The sequence below is a fragment of the Micromonospora sp. NPDC050695 genome (genome assembly GCF_040654415.1).
In the GTDB taxonomy this organism is placed as follows: Bacteria; Actinomycetota; Actinomycetes; order Mycobacteriales; family Micromonosporaceae; genus Micromonospora.
In genome coordinates this window covers 90,168-110,110 of the sequence record NZ_JBFAHZ010000004.1, presented here as the reverse complement: position 1 = coordinate 110,110, position 19,943 = coordinate 90,168, and the positions used below count along the sequence as shown (strand labels likewise).

The following is a 19,943-nucleotide window of genomic DNA, read 5'->3' as shown; positions in this document are numbered from 1 at the left end:
CTAGCGGTTCGCCACTGCCCCCGCCCCACCGCCACGCGTAGTGCCGCCGGGCCGTACGCCGGCACCGGCCCGCGCGGCCGCCGCGCTGCGCCGGCCCGGCCCGGTGGCCGCGGGCGGTCCGGCCCGCCGGGTGCGCGCGGCCGCCTCGGTGAGGACCGCCGCCGGTACGTCCAGCACGACGGCGAGCCAGCCGAGCCAGAATTCACCGGGTACGCGTCGCTGCCGTTCCCACCGGGAGACCTCGTGACGGCTCAACGTTGCGACGCCCGCCGCCGCGCACAACTCGGCGGCGGCGCGTCGCTGACTCCACCCCCGGGCCAGCCGATGCCGGACCAGCAGCGGCCCGAGCTGGGTGCGGTGCGGCGGTGCGGGCGAGATCATGGGGTCCTCCCGGGCGGAACGTCGACGCGGTGACAACCCCGCCCGCACGACGGGCCGGGCTCACCTCGGTTGCGTGACCCCACTCCGGAACCGGGCCACCCCCGCCGCCCCTCCCGTGCCCCCCTTCCTACCCCTGGGGTACGACGACTTCCCCCGCCTTTGGCGGTGCTGCCGCGGTGAAGGTGGGGCTGCTGGCATCCCGTGAGCTCCGCCCCAATGAGCGGCTTGCGTTGGTCGCTTTCGGCGCTCACACCAACCGCGACGGGGACGCCTGGCAATCCACGGGCTTGCGATCTTTGAGATCAAGTCCTACAGCGAGAGGCTGACGTTCCAGCGCCCGGTTGGAAATTGCGTCAGCTCAGGAGCGGAATTGTTTAGGTAAGATCGATCCAGTAGTCCAGATCTACCAGATCCGCACGCCTGACGATGTGTGCCACCTCGACCACGCGCTCGCCGACATACGTCTGTCGAGTGATCACCACGACGTGAACGCCGCCAGGGATCTGTAGAGACTCAATCTCATCCGGCGTCGGCATCCTCCATCGCGGTCGCTCGCGGATGCCAGTGACGGTATGCCCGAGGCTGTATAGCTGTGAGGTGTTGCCACCCGGCCAGGGCTCGTTCCTTGGGTCGGCTACCGGGGTGCCGGCGACCATGTCGAGCAGCAGCGACGAGACGGACATCTGTTGCGGCACGCCGTGAGTGCGGAACAGGAAATGGCGCTCCAACAGCATCGTCCCTTGCTCCACCCCGAACAGCTTGGCCATGGGCTCGGTAGCCGGCACCTCGACGAAGCTCCTGTCGAGGCTGTAGGCAGACCACTCAACCTGCTGGTCAGCAGTGAAGGACGTTCCGAGCTCGCCGCTGCGAACCTGCTCCAGCTCTTTGCGGTACCTCTCGGAAGCGAGTCGACGCACGGGCATGTTCGGACGGGCGTAGGTGCCTCGTCCAACCTCTGTCATCACCAAGCCCTCTGCCCGCAGTAGCGCCAACGCTTCACGAACGGTCCCGCGCGCGACTGCGAACTCGGCCATCAAGGTCGATTCACTGGGCAGCAAGGAGCCGGGGGCGATCACGCCGGCCTCGATGCGGTGGCGTAGCTCGTCAGCAACCTGCCGGTAGCGCCGCGGCTGTGGGTGCGGGGTAGGCACGCCCGTCACCGTACTCCGGATCTTCCCGACCGCTTGTTCGCCATGACATGACATTACCTGTCTGGACAGGCTGCCTAGACAGGCCTACGGTTGCAGTGTGGCCGGCACGCTGAGTGATCTAGGGGTAGGCACTGCGTGTCGGCCACCCAAGGAGTCTCGGGAGGCAGCTCATGCGTCGATGGAAATGGTTCCAACGTCCTGACGAGTCGATCGACGTCGTCGAACGCTCGGCCTATCAGCCTGTGACGTGCGACCCTCCTACCGCTACGGGGCGGATCGACCGACTCGTGCACGACGGTGGGAAGCTCCTGGGTCCCGATGGCGTCGCCCGCTAGAGTCGGGTCGTGGCGCTCGGTCTTCCCTCGGTACTCCCCAATCCGCAGCCGGCGATCGGGGAGCTCATCCGTGACCGCCAGCCGACCTTCTCATTCGAGTTCTTTCCGCCCAAGACCGAGGCGGGGGAGCGGCTGCTCTGGCAGGCGATCCGCGAGCTGGAGTCGCTGCGCCCGTCGTTCGTGTCGATCACCTACGGCGCGGGCGGTTCGACCCGGGACACCACGGTGGCGGTGACCGAGCGGATCGCCACCGACACCACCCTGCTGCCGATGGCCCACCTGACCGCGGTCAACCACTCCGTCGCCGAGCTGCGGCACGTGATCGGCCGGCTCGCCGGGGTGGGCGTGCGCAACGTGCTCGCGGTGCGCGGTGACCCGCCGGGCAACCCGGGCGGCGAGTGGGTCCGCCACCCCGAGGGTGTGGACTACGCCGAGGACCTGGTCCGCCTGGTCCGCGACTCCGGTGACTTCAGCGTGGGCGTCGCGGCCTTCCCGTACAAGCACCCCCGCTCGGCCGACGTGGCCAGCGACACCGCGCACTTCGTCCGCAAGTGCCGTGCCGGCGCCGAGTTCGCGATCACGCAGATGTTCTTCGAGGCCGACGACTACCTGCGCCTGCGTGACCGGGTGGCCGCCGCCGGTTGTGCCACCCCGATCCTGGCCGGGGTGATGCCGGTGACCCAGATCGGCACCATCGAGCGGTCGGTGCAGTTGTCCGGGGCACCCTTCCCGCCGGCGCTGGCCGCTCGCTTCGAGCGCGTCGCCCACGACCCGGAGGCGGTCCGTCAGCTCGGCGTCGAGCAGGCCAGCGAGATGAGCCGTCGGCTGCTGGACGAGGGTGTGCCGGGAATCCACTTCATCACCCTCAACCGGTCCACCGCCACCCGCGAGGTCTGGCAGAACCTGAAGGCCGGCGCGCGGGCGTGAACGCGCGGTCCGCGACACCTGATGCCCGGTAGGACGGTTGATCCTCAGGTGGGCACACAGCTGAACTGGGATCAGTACGCCACGGCGTGGGCGCGGTTGCACGGCGGCTTCGACCCCCGGACCGCCGCGCCGGTGGTACGCGCGTGGCTGCGGTTCGCGTACCACGTCGGGTATGTGCTGGGCCGGCTGCGGGTCGGTCCCACCGCGGTCACCGTGGCCGGGGTGCTGCTCTGCTTCTGCGTACCGCTGCTGGCGACCCGGCCGGCCGACGGGCCGTTCCTCGGCGCGCTGTTCGTGCTGTTCGCGGCCGTGGCCGACAGCGTGGACGGCGCGGTGGCGGTCGCCACCAGCCGCACCACGCGGCTCGGCTACGTCTACGACTCGCTCGCCGACCGGCTCGGTGAGGTGGCGTGGCTGCTGGCGTTCTGGCTGGTCGGCGCGCCGGGCGCGCTGGTCGTCGCGGGCGGCGCGCTGTCCTGGCTGCACGAGTACGTGCGGGCCCGCGCGGTCTCCGCCGGCATGCGCGAGATCGGCGCGGTGACCGTGGGCGAACGCCCCACCCGTGTCTCGGTCGCGCTGGTCGGGCTGCTGGTCGCCGGCCTGGCCGGGCTGATCGAACCGGACCTGGCCGCCGGCACCATCACCATGGCGACCGCGGTGTGGGTGCTGCTGGCCGGCTTCGGCCTGGGGCAGCTGCTGTCCACCGTCCGCCGCGCGCTGATCGACGCCGGCTGAGCGAGCCAGCCGGCTGTGTAAGCCAGCCGGCCGAGTGGGCCAGCCGGTGAGTGGCGGGCCTACCAGGCGGGGCCGATCTCGTCGGCGACGATCTGCGCGGAGAGGGTCACCATCGGCAGCCCGCCACCGGGGTGGCTGGAGCCGCCCACCAGCCACAGCCCGTGCGCCGGGCCCCGGTTGGCCGGGCGGAGCAGCCCGCCGGCGGTGCCGTAGATCGAACCGCCCGGCGCCCCGGTCGCCGCGTCCAGATCGGCCGGTGTGCGGACCTCGCGGAACAGCAACCGGTCGCGTACGTCGACGCCGCGCTGCGCCAGCACCTCCAGGATCCGGTCGGCGTACGCGTCGGCAAGCCCGGGGCGGCGCCAGTCGACCGCGCCCGCGGCGGTGCCCTGCCGGGCGGCGTTGACCAGCACGAACCACGCCTCGTGCCCGGTCGGTCGGACCATCGGGTCGTCGGCCACCGTGACGAACACCGTCGGGTCGACGGCCGGCCGGGCCCGTACGCCCCGACCGGGGTCGCCGAAGACGGCGTCGAACTCCGCGTCGTAGTCGTGGGGGAAGAAGACGTTGTGGTGGGCGAGGCCGGTGCTGCCGGAGACGCCGAGCAGCAGCACGAAACCGGCGAGGCTGCGGTCGGTCAGCGCGGCCAGTCGACGGGAGTGCGGCAGCAGGTCGCGGTAGACGGTGATCGCGTCCACATTCGCCACCACCACGTCGGCGGGCACCGGCGCGGCGACGCCGGCGAGGCGTACCCCGTGCACCCGGCCTCCGGTGGCGTCGATGCGGGTCACCGTGGTGTCGGTCTGCACGACCACACCGAGGTCCAGGCAGCGGGTCAGCAGCGCGTCGGCGAGCGTGCCCAGCCCGCCGCGCAGGTACCAGCCGCCGAAGGTCAGCTCGGCGTAGGGGACCGCGACCAGCGCCGCCGGCGCCCGGCGCGGGTCGGCGCCGGTGTAGGTGGCGTACCGGTCCAGCAGCATCCGCAGCCGGGGGTCGGACAGGTGCCGGCGGCCCAGCCCGCGCAGGGTGCGGCCCGGGGCGATGGCGGCCAGGTCACCGAGCCGCCAGGCCAGCGACGCGAGGTCGCGCGGGGAGTCGACGCTGCGGCGCAGGATGTCCCGCTCGGAGGCGTGCCACACCCGTGCGGCCCGGCGCCACAGCCGCTGCCAGTCGGCCGCCGCCCGGTCGCCGAAGGCCGCGCCGATCCGGGTGGCGAACTCCACCGGGTCGGCGCACGAGTCGAGGGTCGGGCCGCCGCCGGGAAAGACGTGCCGGACGATCGGGTCCAGCGGGACCAGGTCCAGGTATTCGTCGAGCTTCGCCCCGGTCGCCTCGAACAGGTCGTGGAAGACCTCGGGCAGCGTGAGCAGGCTCGGCCCGGTGTCGAAGTGGAACGGCCCGGCCGGGGTGTCGTGCAGGTACCGGCCGAGCTTGCCGCCGACCGTCTCCGCCCGCTCGAAGACCGTCACCTGGTGCCCGGTGGCGGCCAGCCGGGCGGCGGTGGCGAGGCCACCCACCCCGGCGCCGACGACCACGATCCGCGCCATGCCGCGCCTCCTAGCTGACCGGGCGGCCCCGCCAGGTCAGGCGGCGTCGCTTTCGCAGATGGTACGACCGCAGGGTCAACCAACCGAGGACCACGACCGACACGGGGTGTGCGAGCGCGTCGGGCCACCACCGACCCCCGGTCGCCCGCGCGGTGAGCACCCGCCCGAGCACCCCGAGCAGGTAGCCGGCCAGGCCCACGGCGGCCACCCCCGGCGCGCCGGCCGCCGCACCCACCAGCGCGACCAGCGGCGGGGCGGTGTAGAGCAGCAGCAGCGACGCCACCACGGCCGCCGCCGCGCCCGGATGCCCGAACGACGCCCAGAGCGACTTCGAGTACCCGTCGCGCAGCTGCGGCCAGTCGTCGTACATCCGGCAGGCGGCCAGCCGGGAACCGTCGGCCAGGGCGATCCGCCCACCGGCCCGCTTGACCGCCCGGGCCAGCTCGACGTCCTCCAGGATCTTGTCGGCGACCGCGGCGTGCCCGCCGGCGGCGGTGTAGCCGGCCCGGTCCACCACCAGGAACTGCCCGCCCGCCGCGGCCAGCGACGGCCGCGGCGAGCGTTCCATCGCGCGCAGCGGCAGGAAGGTCAGCCAGAGCCACTGCAGCAGCGGCTGGACCAGCTGGTCGGCCGCCGTCGCCACCACGATCCGGGGGTACGGCGACAGCAGGGTCGCGCGGGCGGCGCGCAACTCGGTGACGGCGGCGGCCACCGCGTGCGGGGCGAGCACCACGTCGGCGTCGACGAAGACCAGCGCGGTGGCGCTCGGGTCGGCCCGGGTGGCCAGCAGCCAGCAGGCGTGCGGCTTGCCCAGCCAGCCCGGCGGCGGGGCGATCCCGTCGAGCAGGGTCACTCGCGGATCGTCGCCGACCACCGCGCGGACCACGTCGGAGGTGCCGTCGGTGGAACCGTCGTCGAGGACGACGACGCGCAGCCCGGGCACCCCGCGCTGGGCGAGCAGGGCACGCAGGCAGGGCGTGACCCGGGCGGCCTCGTCGCGCAGCGGCAGCAGCACGGCCACCGGCTCGTCGACCTCGTCCGGCCGGTCGGTGGGCCGGCGCAGCCAGCGGGCGGCGTTGAGCCAGGTGTGCGCGGTCAGCGCGGCGACGGCGAGCAGCAGGGCGAGCAGGACGGTCATCGGGTCGCGTCGACGCCGGTACGGTGCGGCTGGCGGTCCTCCCGGGCCGCGTCGCCGGCCCGCCGGGCGCGCAGCAGGGTCACCGTCAGCGGCACGGCGGTCACCGCCATGCCGGCGGCGCCCCACAGCGCCGAGGCGGGCAGGTCGAGGAAGACCGCGTGGGCCAGGATGCTGGAGAAGTACGTCCACAGGTAGAGCGCGACCATCGGGTCGTCGCGCCGGCCGGTGTGCTCGGCGGCCGGCCCGGCAAGCGGGCGCAGCGCGCTCATCAGCAGCACCGCGAAGAGCAGCCAGCCCAGGTAGTTGCTGACCGGGATGCCGGGCAGGCCGGGCAGCGCCGGTGTGGCGTCCCGCCAGACCCAGTAGCCCTCGGCGACCATCTGCGGGTCGAGGAAGAGATCCCAGGCGGCCAGTCCCACCGTGGCCAGCGCGATCCGCCCCGCCCACCGGCCGGCCGGCACGCCACCGCCGGGCGTCGACCCGCCGCCACCGGTCAGCCGGACCGCGGCCAGCCAGGCCGGCCAGGCCATCCAGGTCCAGGCCAGCGGGATGATCAGCGGCACCCCGGCCAGCTTGGGGCCGAGCTCCCCGGAGTAGTCGTAGCTGCCGAACGGCACACCGGTGGCCACCCCGATCGCCTCGATCGCGAACCCGCCGCCGGTGGCCACCGCGACCAGCGCCGCGGCGACCCGCGGACCCCTGCTGAGCAGCGCGTGGCCCACCGAGAGCAGCCAGCCGAGCACGACCGTGGCCACGGTCAGCCCGGCCCGGGTGGCGCCGGTGGTCAGCGGGTAGCAGATCTGGGCGAGCACCAGGACGGCCAGCAGCGCCCAGGAGATCCGCCGGGTCATGACGCGGGGGGCTCGAGGGGCAGGTCCCGACCGAGGACGCCGAACGGCCGCTCGTCGCCGGGGAAGTGGAAGTCGCGCAGCACGTCGACGAAGCCGAACCGCCGGTACAGCCGCCAGGCCCGCGAGGTCTGCTCCTCGGCCTCCGGGGTGGACAGCAGCGTCGTGTCACCCTCGGCCATGCCGAGCAGCGCCCGCAGTTGACCGGCGCCCAGGCCGTGCCCCTGCGCTGGCGGCCGGACGTGCAGTTCGACCACCTCGAAGCAGTCGGTGAGCCACCGCTTGCGGGTCGGGGCGTCCAACGCCCGGTACACCTGGTCGTGCCACCACTGGCCGGCGGCGCCCAGGTAGCCGTAGCCGAAGCCGGCGAGGTGACCCTCGCTGGTCAGGCTCGCCACGGCCCGGAAGCCGGGCCGGCGGACGTGGGTGGCGATGTAGCCGCGCCGGGCCTCCAGCAGGTCGGTGCGGTATCCCATCGCCTCGCCGTAGACGGCCACCACGTCGTCCAGCCGCCGGACCAGATCGTCCGGCGTCCAGCGCACCAACCTCATGCCCGTCCACCCTTCACCGTTTCCGGGCCGCCGTCGGCGACCCACCCGAGCACCGTCCGGTCGCCGACCACGTCGCGCACCTCGAACCGGGCGAACAACTCCTCGGCGTACCAGCCCGCGGTGGGGGTACGCATGATCGCCGCCCGGTGCTCCGGGTGACGGTACGCGAACGCCACCAGGTCCGTCGGGTCGCGCCACACGCTCACCGTGCCCTGCCAACCCAGCGGCGCCTCGCCGACGCCGAACCGGGCCAGCAGTCCGGGTGCCTCGTGCAGGGCGGCGGCCACCGGGGGGACCGCCCGCCAGAAGGTGGCCGCCCGACGGGCCCGCAGTCGCGCCCGGGTCAGCGCCAGCACCGGCCCGGTGACCCGTCCGCCCGGCGGGTCGCCGAACGGCCGTTGACCGGACCACTCGCCCCGGCTGCTCAGCGGACGCAGGTCGACCCGGACGGAGGCGCGGGCGATCCGCGCCCAGGCGCGCCCGACCGGCGAGTCGTCGAACCCGTCCGCCGCGGCGGGGGAGTCCCAGACGGTCAGTGCCGCCCACCGGGTGAGGTCGGCGTCGCCCGGGCCGAAGCCGGTGCCGGTTCCGGTGCCCAGCAGCTTGCCGAACCGGACGCCCGGCAGGGCACGCAGCCGGCGCGGGTCCATCGCCATCCGGGTCAGCGCCCGGGGCAACGCGCCGCGGGAGATCCGCCACACGTGCAGGGTGACCAGGTCCGCGGGCTTGCTCACGCCACCTCGGCCGGGGTGCCGGCGGTGACCCGCAGCAGCTCGGTGTAGGTGGTCGGGAAGACCGCCTGGGGTACGCCGCCCGCGGCCCAGATCTCCGGGTACGCCGCCAGCGCCGTGTCCACCAGGGTGCGCAGCGCCTGCGGGTGCCCGAGTGGGGCGACCCCGCCGATCGGCTGCCCGGTGTGCGTCCGGACGAACTCCGGGGTGGCCCGGCGCAGCCGGGTGACCCCGATCGACGCGGCCAGGCCGGCGGTGTCCACCCGGTGCGCGCCGGAGGTGAGCACGAGCAGGGGCGCGTCGTCCGCGTCGAAGATCAGTGAGTTGGCGATCTGGCCGACCTCGACGCCGAGCGCCTCGGCGGCGGCTGCCGCGGTGTGCACCGCGTCGGGCAGCAGGCGGACGGTGCTGGGCTCACCGGTGCCGTCGAGCGTGCCGGCGGCGGTGAGCGCGTCCTGCACCGCCCGTACGTTCGGGTGTGGCTGCATGAGGACATTCTTCCCGGTCCGCCGGTGTCGGTTCACCCCGGTGCGCCCGGGTGGCGAGCCTCGGCGCGTCACACGTTGCATTTTCGCCGGAGGGGAGGTGTACTGTCAGCAGCAGTTAGAACGAGTGTTCGATTGCCTCGAACGCCCGTTCCAACCAGCCGGAGCGAGGTGTTTCGCGGTGCCAGCTCCGGGCGGTGCGGCTCCGCGGGCCGCACCTGGGTTTCCGGGCAGTCGCGAGCCCGGTCCCGACAGGCAGGAGCGTCGCCCGCCGCCCACGACCCCCGGGCGGCGGGCGACGAACCCGCCGGTACGCCGGCCGGGTGTGGTGTGGGGAAGCATCCACACCCGGCCGGCCACACCCGGTGCGTCTTCCTCCGCACCACCCGACTCGGCGTCTCATCGGCGGCACCACCGCGCCGAGGCGACGCCCGGCCACGTGGAGGAGACAGTCCCATGCCGACCAACCCGGCTCAGGCACCGACGGTGCCGGCGCACGTGCTGCCGCACCGCACCCCCGCCCAGCTGCTCACGTTGGCCCGGCGCGGGCTGGTCGAGGCCGGCCAGACGCGGCCCGACGGCCTGCGCTACGCGGCCGCCCACCTGGCGGCGCTGCGCGCGGCGGCCGCCCTGCTCGCCGCCCGGGCCCGGCCCGCACCGAGCCGCCGCAACCGGATCACCAGCGTCTGGGTCCTGCTCTGCGCCGTCGCCCCCGAGCTCGACGAGTGGGCCCGGTTCTTCGCCGCCGGGGCCAGCAAACGGGCCGCCGCCGAGGCCGGCATCCCCCGGGTGGTCAGCGCCCGGGAGGCCGACGACCTGCTCCGCGCCGCCGACCAGTTCGTCACGGTGGTGGAGACCGCGCTCGGCGTGGCCCACCAACCCACCCTGGACGGTCTCGCCGCATGATCCCGCCGTGATGCCGGCCGCCCGGCGGGGGGAGCCGGGCGGCCGGCATCACAGCGTGCCGGTCCTGATCTGATCCACAGCAACGACGGGGGGGTTGGTCCGATGGCGGGCCGCATGGTGGTCGGTTCCGCCGCACTGGCCGATCTGGTACGCCCGGCGAGCGCACCCGACCCGGTCGGCGGCCACCGGGTGCTGCCGGTGACGCCCGAGCTGACCGGCCTGCTGCCCAACCGGGGACTACGCCGGGGCAGCACCATCGCGGTCGCCGCCGGTCAACCTCGACGCAGCGGCGGCACCTCGCTGGTGCTGGCCCTGCTCGCCGAGGCGTCCCGGGCCGGCTCCTGGTGTGCCGTGGTGGGGGTGCCGACCTTCGGTGCGGGCGCGGCCGCCGAGTTGGGTATCGCCCTGGATCGGCTGGCCCTGGTGCCGAATCCCGGTCCCGAGTGGGCCACCGTGGTCGCCGCACTGATCGACGGGGTGGATGTCGTGGTCACCGCCGTACCGGCCGCGGTCACCGCCTCGGTCGCCACCCGGCTGGCCGCCCGGGCCCGGCAGCGCGGCAGCGTGCTCGTCCCGTACGGCCGGTGGGACGGCGCGGACGTGACGTTGCAGGTGGTCCGTGGGGTCTGGGAGGGGCTCGGGCAGGGCCGGGGGCGGTTGCGCCGCCGGGAGGTCACCGTCTCGGCCCGCGGGCGTGGGGCCGCCGCCCGACCCAAGGAGATCAAGGTCTGGCTCCCCGGCGACGAACTCACCCGGGTGATCCCCCGCACGGCGCGGTCGACCGTGGGCCGACCGGCCGTGCCGCTCGCCCTGGTCGGGCGGGGATGACCAGCTCTCCGGCACGGACCCTGCTGCTGTGGTGCCCGGACTGGCCGGTGCTCGCCGCCGAGATCGTCGACGGGGTGCCGGCCACCGGCCCGGTCGCCGTGCTGCACGCCAACCGGGTGGTCGCCTGCTCCGAGCGGGCCCGTGCCGAGGGGGTGCGTCGAGGTCTGCGCAAGCGGGAGGCGCAGGGCCGCTGCCCACAGTTGACCGTCGTGGAGCACGATCCCGGCCGTGACGCCCGGGCGTTCGAGCCGGTGGTCGCCGCGGTGGAGGAACTGGTCGCCGGTGTCGAGGTGGTCCGCCCGGGCGCCTGCGCGGTGGTCGCTCGCGGCCCGAGCCGCTACCTCGGCGGTGAGGAGGCGGCCGCCGAGCGGATCATCGAGCACGTCGCCCAGTCGTGTCTGGTGGAGAGTCAGGTCGGCATCGCCGACGGCGTGTTCGCCGCCGGGCTGGCCGCCCGCGCCGGTCGGGTGGTGGCGCCGGGCGGGACACCGGAGTTCCTGGCCGGGCTGCCGGTCGAGGCGCTCGGCCGCTCGGCGCTGGCCGACCTGCTGCGCCGGCTGGGGGTACGGACCCTCGGCGACTTCGCCGCGCTGCCCGCCGGCGACGTGCTGGCCCGGTTCGGGTTCGACGGCGCGCTGGCCCACCGGCTCGCCGCCGGGCGCGACCACCGCCCGCTCGCCGTCCGGCAGCCGCCGGCCGACCTGACGGTGACCGCCGAGCACGACGAGCCGATCGACCGGGTCGACGCGGCGGCGTTCGCCGCCCGCGCGCTGGCCGAACAGCTGCACGAACGGCTGGCCGGGCACGGACTGGCCTGCACCCGACTCGGCATCGAGGCGATCACCGAGCACGGGCAGGAGCTGCACCGGGTGTGGCGGCACGACGGCCTGCTCACCGCCGCCGCCATCGCCGACCGGGTGCGCTGGCAGCTCGACGGTTGGCTCTCCGGCAGCAACGGGCGCGCCGGCGCCCGACCGGCCCGGCCGACGGCCGGCATCATCCGGCTGCGGCTGATCCCGGACGGGGTGATCGCCCAGGCCGGTCTGCAGGCCGACCTTTGGGGGGAGACCGGCGAGGAGCGGGAACGGGCGCACCGGGCGTTGAGCCGGGTGCAGGGCATCCTCGGCCCGGAGGCGGTGGTCACCGCGGTGCTCGGCGGTGGGCGTTCCCCCGCCGATCAGGTACGACTCGTGCCGTGGGGCGACGAACGCCTCCCGACCCGCCCCGGCGCTCCGCCGTGGCCGGGTCGACTGCCGGCGCCCGCGCCGGCCGTGGTGCTGCCCAGCCCGCTCGCGGCGACGGTGCACGACGCCGCCGGCGAGCCGGTGGTGATCAGCGCGCGGTTGGCGGTGAGCGCTCCGCCCGCCCGGCTGGTGGTCGGTACCGGCCAGCCGGCCCAGATCGTGGGTTGGGCCGGTCCCTGGCCGGTGGACGAGCGGTGGTGGGCGCCGGTCGAGGCCCGCCGCCGGGCCCGGTTCCAGGTCAGCCTCGCCGACGGCACCGCCCTGCTGGTCGCCGTCGAGGCCGGGCAGTGGCTGGTGGAGGCGATCTATGACTGAGTCGGGTCGACCCATGACCGGCGCTGGCTGGTTCGGTGCCGGAGTGGCCGGGGCGGCCGGGGCGGCCGGATGAGCTTTCACAACCCGAAGATGCCCTGGTCCGAGCTGGAAAGCGTGCTTTCCGGCCGGGCCGGCGACACCCGGGCAGGCGGCGGCCGGGGGAGCAGGGGTGAGCGGCACCTGCACGTGGTGGACCCGCTCGCCGTGGATGCCGACGGGGGAGACTCCCCGGCCTGGAGTCGCCGGCGCGAGCAGTACCAACCGCCGGAGCTGACCCGCCCCGACGGCGTGGTGCCCTACGCGGAGCTGCACGCGCACACCAACTTCAGCTTCCTCGACGGCGCCAGTCACCCCGAGGAACTGGCCGAGGAGGCGGCCCGGCTGGGGCTCACCGCGCTCGCCGTCACCGACCACGACGGTTTCTACGGGGTGGTCCGTTTCGCCGAGGCGGCCCGTACGCTCGGCCTGCCGACCATCTTCGGCGCGGAGCTGTCCCTCGGGCTGCCCGGCCCGCAGAACGGCGAACCCGACCCGCACGGCGCGCACCTGCTGGTGCTCGCGCACGGCCACGAGGGGTACGCCCGGCTGGCCACCACCATCGCCCGCGCCCAACTGCGCGGCGGGGAGAAGGGCCGTCCGGTCTACGGGGACCTGGAGGAGGTCGCCGCCGAGCTGCGTGACCACGTACTGGTGCTGACCGGGTGTCGCAAGGGGCACGTGCCGGGGGCGCTGCTCACCGAGGGGGTGGACGCGGCGGCCCGCGAGCTGGACCGGCTGACCGCGCTCTTCGGCGCGGAGACGGTGGCGGTGGAGCTGACCGACCACGGGCATCCCGTCGACGCCGACCGCAACGACGCGCTCGCCGACCTGGCCGCCGAGGCCGGGCTACCGACGGTGGCCAGCAACAACGTGCACTACGCCAGCCCTGGCCGGCGTCGGCTGGCCACCACGGTCGCCGCGGTCCGAGCCCGGCGCAGCCTGGACGAGATCGACGGGTGGTTGCCCGCGGCGGCCACCGCCCACCTGCGCAGCGGCGCGGAGATGGCGGCCCGGTTCGCCGCGTACCCGGGTGCGGTGGCCCGGGCCGCCGAGTTCGGCGCCGAGCTGGCCTTCGACCTTCAGCTCGTCGCGCCGCAGCTGCCGGCGTACCCGGTGCCGCCGGGGCACACCGAGATGAGCTGGCTGCGCAAGCTGACCGCCGACGGGGCGCACGAGCGTTACGGGCCGCCGCAGGCGCACCCGACGGCGTACGCGCAGCTCGACCACGAACTGAACATGATCGAGGAGCTGGGCTTCCCCGGCTACTTCCTGGTGGTCTACGACATCGTCAGGTTCTGCCGCGAGCAGGACATCTACTGCCAGGGCCGGGGTTCGGCGGCCAACTCGGCGGTCTGCTACGCGCTGCGGATCACCAATGTGGACGCGGTCCGGCACCGGCTGCTGTTCGAGCGGTTCCTCGCCCCGGAGCGGGACGGCCCGCCGGACATCGACGTGGACATCGAGTCCGACCGGCGGGAGGAGGTGATCCAGCACGTCTACACCCGCTACGGCCGGGAGCACGCCGCCCAGGTCGCCAACGTCATCTCCTACCGGCCCCGGTCGGCGGTACGGGACGTGGCCAAGGCGTTCGGCTTCTCACCGGGGCAGCAGGACGCCTGGAGCAAGCAGATCGACCGGTGGGGTTCGGTCGCCACCGTCGACGTCGAGGGCATCCCGGAGCAGGTGGTGGAGTACGCCAACGAGCTGCAGACGTTCCCCCGGCACCTGGGCATCCACTCCGGCGGCATGGTGATCTGCGACCGGCCGGTGATCGAGGTCTGCCCGGTGGAGTGGGGGCGGATGCCCGGGCGCAGCGTCCTGCAGTGGGACAAGGACGACTGCGCCGCCGTCGGCCTGGTCAAGTTCGACCTGCTCGGCCTGGGCATGCTCTCCGCGCTGCACTACGGCTACGACATGATCGGAGAGAGCCTCGACCTGGGCGACATGACGCTGGACGACCCCGAGGTCTACGACATGCTCTGCCGGGCCGACTCGGTCGGGGTGTTCCAGGTGGAGAGTCGCGCCCAGATGGCCACCCTGCCCCGGCTCAAGCCCCGCGAGTTCTACGACCTGGTGGTCGAGGTGGCGCTGATCCGGCCCGGCCCGATCCAGGGCGGCTCGGTGCACCCGTTCATCCGGCGCAAGAACGGTCAGGAGCCGGTGACCTTCGCACACCCGCTGATGCGCAACGCGCTGGAGAAGACCCTGGGCGTGCCGCTGTTCCAGGAGCAGCTGATGCAGCTCGCCATCGACCTGGCCGGCTTCGACGCGGCCGAGGCCGACCAGCTGCGCCGGGCGATGGGCGCCAAACGGTCGGTCGAGCGGATGACCCGCATCGCCGACCGGCTCTACGCCGGGATGGCCGAGCGGGGCATCACCGGTGAGCTGGCCGACGACGTCTATCGCAAGCTCACCGCGTTCGCCAGCTATGGCTTCCCGGAGAGCCACGCGATGAGCTTCGCCTACCTGGTCTACGCCAGTTCCTGGCTCAAGCGCTACCACCCGGCGCCGTTCCTGGCCGCGCTGCTCAACGCCCAGCCGATGGGCTTCTACTCGCCGCAGACCCTGGTCGACGACGCCCGCCGGCACGGGGTGGAGGTCCGCCGCCCGGACATCAACGCCAGCGCCGCGTTGGCGGTGCTGGAGTCCACCCCGGACACCCGGTGGGGCAGCGGGCCGGGGGAGCCGCCGCACGCCTGGGGGCTGGGCGGTCCGGCCGTCCGGCTGGGGCTGTCCAGCGTGCGTACCCTCGGGTCTGAGGTGGCCGAGCGGATCGAGGCCGAACGGGCGGCCGGCGGGCCGTACCGCGACATGCCGGATCTGGCCCGGCGGGTCGGTCTCACCGCCGCGCAGCTGGAGGCGCTGGCCACCGCGGACGCCTTCGCCTGTTTCGGGCTGACCCGGCGGGAGGCGCTGTGGGCCGCCGGCGCGGCGGCCCAGGACCGGCCGGGCCGGCTGCCCGGCACGGTCAGCGGAGCGGCCGCGCCCACGCTGCCCGGGATGGAGGCGGTGGACCGGCTGGTCGCCGACGTGTGGGCCACCGGGTTGTCGCCGGAGAGCCATCCGGCCCGGTTCATCCGGGGGCAGCTCGACGTGCTCGGCGCGGTGCCGATCGCCCGGCTCGGTCGGGTGGAGCCCGGGCAGCGGATCCGCGTCGGTGGCATCGTCACCCACCGGCAGCGGCCGGCCACCGCGGGCGGGGTCACCTTCCTCAACCTGGAGGACGAGACCGGGATGCTCAACGTCACCTGCTCGCCGGGGTTGTGGCAACGCTACCGGCGGGTGGCCCGCAGCAGCGCCGCCCTGGTGGTGCGGGGGCGGTTGCAGCGGCACGAGGGGGTGACCAACCTGGTCGCCGACCGGCTGGACGCCATCGAGCCGCCGGTCAGCCCCGCCTCCCGCGACTTCCGCTGAGACAGTGATCCACATTACGGTTTTCGGCGCCTCCGAGCGGGAGACTCGTCCTGAACGGGCAGAGCGGCCCGTGATCCGTGAGGGGGAATGACAGTGCTGGGAAACCACACGTACACCGGCGGTGGAATCGCCAACGCCCGACGCACCCGGCTGGGTGCCGGCTGGATGCCGTCGCACCTCACCGACCCCCGCGAGTACGAGGTGACCAACGGTCCGGTGGCCAACGAGCGCCGGTCCCGGGCGGAGGACGCGGTCGAGGGCACCGAGCCCTGACCACTAGGCTCGACCGGGTGGAGCAGACCCGAGGCCGGTTCGCCGGGCCGCCGCTGACCGCCCGTACCGCCGTGATCTGGTCGGTGCTCCGCGCCGAACTGGACCGGCGCGGCGACACCGAGCTGACGGTGCTGGACGTGGGTGGCGGCACCGGCGGGTTCGCCGTCCCTCTGGCCCGTGCCGGGCACCGGGTCACCGTGGTCGACGCCAGCCCCGACGCCCTGGCGGCGCTCACCCGCCGGGCCGCCGAGGCCGGCGTGGCCGACCGGATCGCCGCCGTCCAGGGTGACGGCGACGCCCTCGCCGGGCTGGTCGAGCCGGCCGGCGTCGACCTGGTGCTCTGCCACGCCGTGCTGGAGGTCGTCGACGATCCGACGCCGGTGGTGACCGCGCTGGCCACGGCGCTGCGTCCCGGCGGCGCGGCCAGTGTGCTGGTGGCCGGCCGTGCCGCCGCCGTGCTGGGCCGCGCGATGAACGGTCACCTGGACGTCGCGACCGCCCTGGCCGCCGACCCCGCCGGCACCGCCGGGCCGCGCGACACCCTGCGCCGACGCTACGACGCCCCGGGCGCCGCCGCGCTGCTCGGCGCCGCCGGGCTCGTGGTCGAGGAGATCCACGGGGTACGCGTGCTGGCCGATCTGCTGCCGGCCGCGGTCGCCGACGGGCAGTCCGCGGCCCTGGTCGAGCTGGAACGCGTCCTCGCCGCCCAGCCGCCGTACCGGGACCTGGCCGCCCAGCTGCACCTGTTCGCCCGCCGGCCGGCATGACCGCGCCGCCGGGTGGTACGCCGCCGCTGGCGGTTCTCGGGCCCGAACACGGTGCGGGTCGTCTCGCCGACGTGCTGCCCAGCGCGCTCGCCGTGCTGGGCGTGCCCGGGTCGGTCGACCCGCTCGGGCTCGTCCCCGCGCTGGCCGGGGTGCGTCGGGTCGCCGTGCTGCTGGTCGACGGCCTCGGCTGGTACCAGGTGCCGACCGCCGCCCCGTACGCGCCGACGCTCGCCGGGCTCGCCGCGACGGTGGGCCGTCCGCTGATCGCCGGTTTCCCGTCCACCACACCGACCAGCCTGGTGTCGCTGGGCACCGGCGTGGCACCGGGCGCGCACGGGGTGCTCGCCTTCACCGTGCGGGTGCCCGGCACGGACCGGGTGCTCACCCACACCGACTGGGCCGGAGAGCCGTCGCCGCTGAGCTGGCAGCCGGTGACCACCCAACTGGAGCGCGCCCGCGCCGCCGGCGTGACGACGACCGTGGTGAGCCGGCCGGAGTTCGGCGGCAGCGGGTTGACCCTGGCCGCCAACCGGGGCGGGGACTTCCGGGGCGCCGCCGGCGTGGACGCGGTCGCCGCCACCATGCTGGCGGCGCTGGCCTCCGGCGGTGGGCCCACCCTGGTCTCCGGCTACCACGCCGACCTGGACCGGCACGGCCACGTCAGCGGCGTCGACTCGGCGCCCTGGCGGACCGCCGCGAGCGAGGTGGACACGCTGGTCGCCCGGCTGGTCGACGGGCTGCCGCCGGACGCGGCGCTGCTGGTGACCGCGGACCACGGTCAGCTCGACATTCCCGCCGCGCACCGCTTCGACCTGGACACCGACCCCCGGCTGCGCGACGGGGTACGGGTGGTGGCCGGTGAGGCCCGGGTGCGCTACCTGCACGTCGCGCCGGGCGCGGCCGACGACGTGGTGGCCACCTGGTCGGCCGTGCTCGGCGACGCCGCGCGGGTACGCACCCGCGACGAGGTGGTGGCCACCGGCTGGTTCGGGCCGGTGCCCGAGGAGCACCTCGCTCGGATCGGCGACGTGGTCGTGATCTGCAACGACACGTACGCGGTCATGGCCAGCCGCACCGAGCGGCCGATGGCGTCGAAGCTGGTGGCGTACCACGGGTCGGACACCGCCGCCGAGCTGACCGTGCCGCTGCTCGTGGTCCGCGGCTGAACGTCGTACCCCCGGGTTAACCTGCCGGGATGGGCCGCAGCCAGTCGTTGCCCCGGGGCGGGGATCCGCGCTTCGGGCCGGACGCCGACGATTCGGCGAGCCCGATCCTGCACGTCGACATGGACGCCTTCTTCGCCGCCGTCGAGGTGCGCCGCCGACCCGAGCTGCGAGGTCGACCCGTCATCGTCGGCGGCGTCGGGCCGCGGGGTGTGGTCAGCTCGGCCAGCTACGAGGCCCGCCGCTACGGCGTCCGCAGCGCGATGCCGACCAGCCAGGCCCGGGCACGCTGCCCGCAGGCGGTCTACCTGCCACCGGATTTCACCGCCTACACGGCCGCGTCCCGGGCGGTGATGCAGATCTTCCGGGACGTCACCCCGCTGGTCGAGCCGCTCTCCCTGGACGAGGCGTTCCTCGACGTGACCGGCGCCCGCCGGCTCTTCGGCTCCCCGGCCACCATCGCCCGGCTGATCCGCCGGAGGGTCGTCGACGAGCAGGGGCTGACCTGCTCGGTCGGGGTGGCGCCGAGCAAGTTCGTGGCCAAGCTCGGCTCCACCCGCGCCAAACCGGACGGCCTGCTGGTGGTGCCCCCGGGTCAGGTCCTCGACTTTCTGCATCCGCTGCCGGTGGACGCGCTCTGGGGTGTGGGGGAGCGGGCCGCCGAGGCGCTGCGCCGGCTCGGCCTGGCCACCGTCGGTGACCTGGCCGAGGCCCCGCTGGGCATGCTCCGCCGGGCGGTCGGCGCGGCGTCGGCGGCCCACCTGCACGAGCTGGCCTGGGGCCGGGATCCGCGCCGGGTCAGCCCCGAGCAGATCGACAAGTCCATCGGCGCCGAGGTGACGTTCGACGTGGACGTGGCCGACCCGATGGAGATCCGCCGCGCCCTGCTCGCGCTCAGCGCGAAGGTCGGCGTGCGACTGCGGGGCTCCGGGCAGGTGGGGCGCACCGTCACGCTCAAGGTTCGGTTGGCCGACTTTCGCACCGTCAACCGCTCCCGCACCCTCGGCGTACCCACCGACACGGCCCGCGAGATGTTCGACACGGTGTGGGCGCTCTACACCACGTTGGACCCGGGCGAGCGGATCCGCCTCGTCGGTGTCCGGGTGGAGGGCCTCGCTCCCGCGCAGGGCGCACCCCGGCAGCTGACCCTCGGCGCGCCCGAGCGTGGTTGGCGGGAGGCGGAAGCTGCCGCGGACGCCGCTGCTGCCCGATTCGGGCGGTCCGTCATAGGTCCGGCCAGTCTGATGGGCGACCGTGATCCCCGTCGAAACGAAAATCCACCCCACCCGTAGGTCGTCCCGCTTTCCGACGCGCGACCCCCCTCGTAGACTTGCGGGTAAGCAGCCGGTTGGCTGCCACGGTCTGTCGGCCCGAGTGGGCCCGACCAACGTGACCGGGGAGGAGTGCCGTGCCGCTCTCGGAGCACGAGCAGCGGCTGTTCGAGCAGATCGAGCGGTCGCTTGCCGAGGACCCCAAATTCGCCTCGGCCGTGCGCGCCAGCGATCCGCGCTTCCATGCGCGGCGTCGCCTGCTCGTCGCTGCCGGCGTGATCATCGCTGGCTTGGCTCTACTGGTCTATGGCGCGGTGATCAAGACTCCACCGCTGGCGGTGGCGGGCTTCGTCGTCATGCTGGCCTCGGCCGCGTTCGCGGTGCAGTCGCACCGGCGGGCGCAGTCACCTGACCTGCACGTGGTGGGCGGCACGACGAGTCGTCGTCGTCCCCGCGGCGGCGGCCGATCCGGTCGCCGGCCGTCGATCCTGGACCGCATGGAGGACAGGTGGCGGCAGCGCCCGGAGGGGCACCGCTGAGCCCGTCCCGCCGCTGAGGCGGGCCGTACACCGCGACGAGCGGGTCGCCGGGCACAGCCCCGGCGACCACCGTCGCATCCACGCGCCCTCGTCCCGCTGACTCGTCCCGCTGAACAGACCCGGCACTGCCGGGAGTCGCCGCCGTGCGCTCCCGTGCCACCTCTTCGAGCCCCTCAGCCAGCGATGCACCGCAGGCAGGCCGATGCGCCGGCGGCGGGCCGATGCGCCGGCGGCGGGCCAGCACCACGGCCCCATGATCACTTCATGATGAGCAGTCGTGTAAGGCCGCTCAGAACTACTCATCATTAAGTGATCGAGGTGCCGGCGGGTGCCGGCGGGTGCCGGCGGGCGTCGG

General features: G+C 74.5%; 19 protein-coding genes. 11 read left to right on the top strand and 8 right to left on the bottom strand.

Annotation, left to right across the window (positions count from 1 at the left end; all coding sequences use genetic code 11):
* Both AB0H52_RS04465 and AB0H52_RS04460 read right to left on the bottom strand, forming a co-directional pair.
* Nucleotides 1-381: a helix-turn-helix domain-containing protein gene (locus tag AB0H52_RS04465; RefSeq protein ID WP_151493371.1), complete on the bottom strand. Its 381-nt coding sequence runs from the start codon at nucleotides 379-381 to the stop codon at nucleotides 1-3.
* A gap of 374 nt (nucleotides 382-755) precedes the next feature.
* Nucleotides 756-1,532: a GntR family transcriptional regulator gene (locus AB0H52_RS04460; RefSeq protein WP_192580434.1), complete on the bottom strand. Its 777-nt coding sequence runs from the start codon at nucleotides 1,530-1,532 to the stop codon at nucleotides 756-758.
* Between the two features lie 344 nt (nucleotides 1,533-1,876).
* Between AB0H52_RS04460 and metF the strand changes: the two genes are divergently transcribed.
* On the top strand, nucleotides 1,877-2,794 hold the full coding sequence (gene metF / locus AB0H52_RS04455; protein ID WP_151492142.1) for a methylenetetrahydrofolate reductase [NAD(P)H]: 918 nt from the start codon (nucleotides 1,877-1,879) through the stop codon (nucleotides 2,792-2,794).
* A gap of 21 nt (nucleotides 2,795-2,815) precedes the next feature.
* A complete protein-coding gene (locus tag AB0H52_RS04450; RefSeq protein ID WP_151492141.1) occupies nucleotides 2,816-3,529 on the top strand; it encodes a CDP-alcohol phosphatidyltransferase family protein in 714 nt (237 codons plus the stop codon).
* A gap of 59 nt (nucleotides 3,530-3,588) precedes the next feature.
* On the opposite strand, the gene crtI is transcribed toward AB0H52_RS04450, so the two are convergent.
* The 6 genes from crtI to AB0H52_RS04420 are packed head-to-tail and all read right to left on the bottom strand — an operon-like array spanning nucleotide 3,589 to nucleotide 8,832.
* Complete coding sequence (gene crtI / locus AB0H52_RS04445) at nucleotides 3,589-5,076, bottom strand: phytoene desaturase family protein (protein WP_151492140.1); 1,488 nt, start codon at nucleotides 5,074-5,076, stop codon at nucleotides 3,589-3,591.
* Between the two features lie 10 nt (nucleotides 5,077-5,086).
* Nucleotides 5,087-6,214, bottom strand: a complete 1,128-nt coding sequence (locus AB0H52_RS04440; protein ID WP_357945209.1) for a glycosyltransferase family 2 protein — start codon at nucleotides 6,212-6,214, stop codon at nucleotides 5,087-5,089.
* The gene (locus tag AB0H52_RS04435; protein WP_151492138.1) at nucleotides 6,211-7,065 is read right to left on the bottom strand and encodes a carotenoid biosynthesis protein; all 855 of its coding nucleotides are present in this window, start codon (nucleotides 7,063-7,065) and stop codon (nucleotides 6,211-6,213) included. Before AB0H52_RS04435 ends, AB0H52_RS04440 begins: the two co-directional genes overlap by 4 nt.
* Nucleotides 7,062-7,613: a GNAT family N-acetyltransferase gene (locus tag AB0H52_RS04430; RefSeq protein WP_151492137.1), complete on the bottom strand. Its 552-nt coding sequence runs from the start codon at nucleotides 7,611-7,613 to the stop codon at nucleotides 7,062-7,064. The genes AB0H52_RS04435 and AB0H52_RS04430 overlap by 4 nt, the downstream gene beginning before the upstream one ends.
* Complete coding sequence (locus AB0H52_RS04425; RefSeq protein WP_151492136.1) at nucleotides 7,610-8,347, bottom strand: monooxygenase; 738 nt, start codon at nucleotides 8,345-8,347, stop codon at nucleotides 7,610-7,612. Before AB0H52_RS04425 ends, AB0H52_RS04430 begins: the two co-directional genes overlap by 4 nt.
* A complete protein-coding gene (locus AB0H52_RS04420) occupies nucleotides 8,344-8,832 on the bottom strand; it encodes a YbaK/EbsC family protein (RefSeq protein WP_151492135.1) in 489 nt (162 codons plus the stop codon). The genes AB0H52_RS04425 and AB0H52_RS04420 overlap by 4 nt, the downstream gene beginning before the upstream one ends.
* Before the next feature lie 453 nt (nucleotides 8,833-9,285).
* On the opposite strand from AB0H52_RS04420, the gene AB0H52_RS04415 reads away from it, so the two are divergent.
* The 9 genes from AB0H52_RS04415 to AB0H52_RS04375 all read left to right on the top strand — a co-directional run bounded on the left by AB0H52_RS04415 (nucleotide 9,286) and on the right by AB0H52_RS04375 (nucleotide 19,588).
* Nucleotides 9,286-9,735 (top strand): SAV_6107 family HEPN domain-containing protein, encoded by a 450-nt coding sequence (locus tag AB0H52_RS04415; RefSeq protein ID WP_357945205.1) that lies wholly within the window; start codon nucleotides 9,286-9,288, stop codon nucleotides 9,733-9,735.
* Nucleotides 9,736-9,837: 102 nt separating this feature from the next.
* Nucleotides 9,838-10,563 carry a hypothetical protein gene (locus tag AB0H52_RS04410; RefSeq protein ID WP_151492133.1) on the top strand — a complete coding sequence of 242 codons (726 nt, stop codon included), beginning with the start codon at nucleotides 9,838-9,840 and terminating at the stop codon, nucleotides 10,561-10,563.
* On the top strand, nucleotides 10,560-12,122 hold the full coding sequence (locus AB0H52_RS04405) for a DNA polymerase Y family protein (protein WP_357945202.1): 1,563 nt from the start codon (nucleotides 10,560-10,562) through the stop codon (nucleotides 12,120-12,122). Before AB0H52_RS04410 ends, AB0H52_RS04405 begins: the two co-directional genes overlap by 4 nt.
* 69 nt (nucleotides 12,123-12,191) lie before the next feature.
* Nucleotides 12,192-15,575, top strand: a complete 3,384-nt coding sequence (locus AB0H52_RS04400) for an error-prone DNA polymerase (protein WP_357945199.1) — start codon at nucleotides 12,192-12,194, stop codon at nucleotides 15,573-15,575.
* An 87-nt stretch (nucleotides 15,576-15,662) separates the two neighbouring features.
* A complete protein-coding gene (locus AB0H52_RS04395; protein ID WP_151493151.1) occupies nucleotides 15,663-15,848 on the top strand; it encodes a hypothetical protein in 186 nt (61 codons plus the stop codon).
* A complete protein-coding gene (locus AB0H52_RS04390) occupies nucleotides 15,845-16,615 on the top strand; it encodes a methyltransferase domain-containing protein (protein ID WP_151493152.1) in 771 nt (256 codons plus the stop codon). The genes AB0H52_RS04395 and AB0H52_RS04390 overlap by 4 nt, the downstream gene beginning before the upstream one ends.
* Nucleotides 16,612-17,781: a nucleotide pyrophosphatase/phosphodiesterase family protein gene (locus tag AB0H52_RS04385; RefSeq protein WP_151493149.1), complete on the top strand. Its 1,170-nt coding sequence runs from the start codon at nucleotides 16,612-16,614 to the stop codon at nucleotides 17,779-17,781. Before AB0H52_RS04390 ends, AB0H52_RS04385 begins: the two co-directional genes overlap by 4 nt.
* Before the next feature lie 29 nt (nucleotides 17,782-17,810).
* Entirely contained in the window at nucleotides 17,811-19,070 is a 1,260-nt protein-coding gene (locus AB0H52_RS04380) for a DNA polymerase IV (protein ID WP_151493150.1), read from the top strand.
* Between the two features lie 116 nt (nucleotides 19,071-19,186).
* Nucleotides 19,187-19,588 (top strand): DUF3040 domain-containing protein, encoded by a 402-nt coding sequence (locus tag AB0H52_RS04375; protein ID WP_109819242.1) that lies wholly within the window; start codon nucleotides 19,187-19,189, stop codon nucleotides 19,586-19,588.
* Nucleotides 19,589-19,943 lie beyond the last annotated feature (355 nt).

Excerpts from the sequence above, each read along its gene's own strand:
- AB0H52_RS04435 (WP_151492138.1), bottom strand. The coding sequence starts at position 7,065 with ATGACCCGGCGGATCTCCTGGGCGCTGCTGGCCGTCCTGGTGCTCGCC.
- AB0H52_RS04410 (WP_151492133.1), top strand. The coding sequence starts at position 9,838 with ATGGCGGGCCGCATGGTGGTCGGTTCCGCCGCACTGGCCGATCTGGTA.
- AB0H52_RS04405 (WP_357945202.1), top strand. The coding sequence starts at position 10,560 with ATGACCAGCTCTCCGGCACGGACCCTGCTGCTGTGGTGCCCGGACTGG.
- AB0H52_RS04430 (WP_151492137.1), bottom strand. The coding sequence starts at position 7,613 with ATGAGGTTGGTGCGCTGGACGCCGGACGATCTGGTCCGGCGGCTGGAC.
- AB0H52_RS04415 (WP_357945205.1), top strand. The coding sequence starts at position 9,286 with ATGCCGACCAACCCGGCTCAGGCACCGACGGTGCCGGCGCACGTGCTG.
- AB0H52_RS04385 (WP_151493149.1), top strand. The coding sequence starts at position 16,612 with ATGACCGCGCCGCCGGGTGGTACGCCGCCGCTGGCGGTTCTCGGGCCC.
- AB0H52_RS04395 (WP_151493151.1), top strand. The coding sequence starts at position 15,663 with ATGACAGTGCTGGGAAACCACACGTACACCGGCGGTGGAATCGCCAAC.
- AB0H52_RS04450 (WP_151492141.1), top strand. The coding sequence starts at position 2,816 with ATGCCCGGTAGGACGGTTGATCCTCAGGTGGGCACACAGCTGAACTGG.
- AB0H52_RS04400 (WP_357945199.1), top strand. The coding sequence starts at position 12,192 with ATGAGCTTTCACAACCCGAAGATGCCCTGGTCCGAGCTGGAAAGCGTG.
- AB0H52_RS04465 (WP_151493371.1), bottom strand. The coding sequence starts at position 381 with ATGATCTCGCCCGCACCGCCGCACCGCACCCAGCTCGGGCCGCTGCTG.
- AB0H52_RS04380 (WP_151493150.1), top strand. The coding sequence starts at position 17,811 with ATGGGCCGCAGCCAGTCGTTGCCCCGGGGCGGGGATCCGCGCTTCGGG.
- crtI (WP_151492140.1), bottom strand. The coding sequence starts at position 5,076 with ATGGCGCGGATCGTGGTCGTCGGCGCCGGGGTGGGTGGCCTCGCCACC.
- AB0H52_RS04420 (WP_151492135.1), bottom strand. The coding sequence starts at position 8,832 with ATGCAGCCACACCCGAACGTACGGGCGGTGCAGGACGCGCTCACCGCC.
- AB0H52_RS04440 (WP_357945209.1), bottom strand. The coding sequence starts at position 6,214 with ATGACCGTCCTGCTCGCCCTGCTGCTCGCCGTCGCCGCGCTGACCGCG.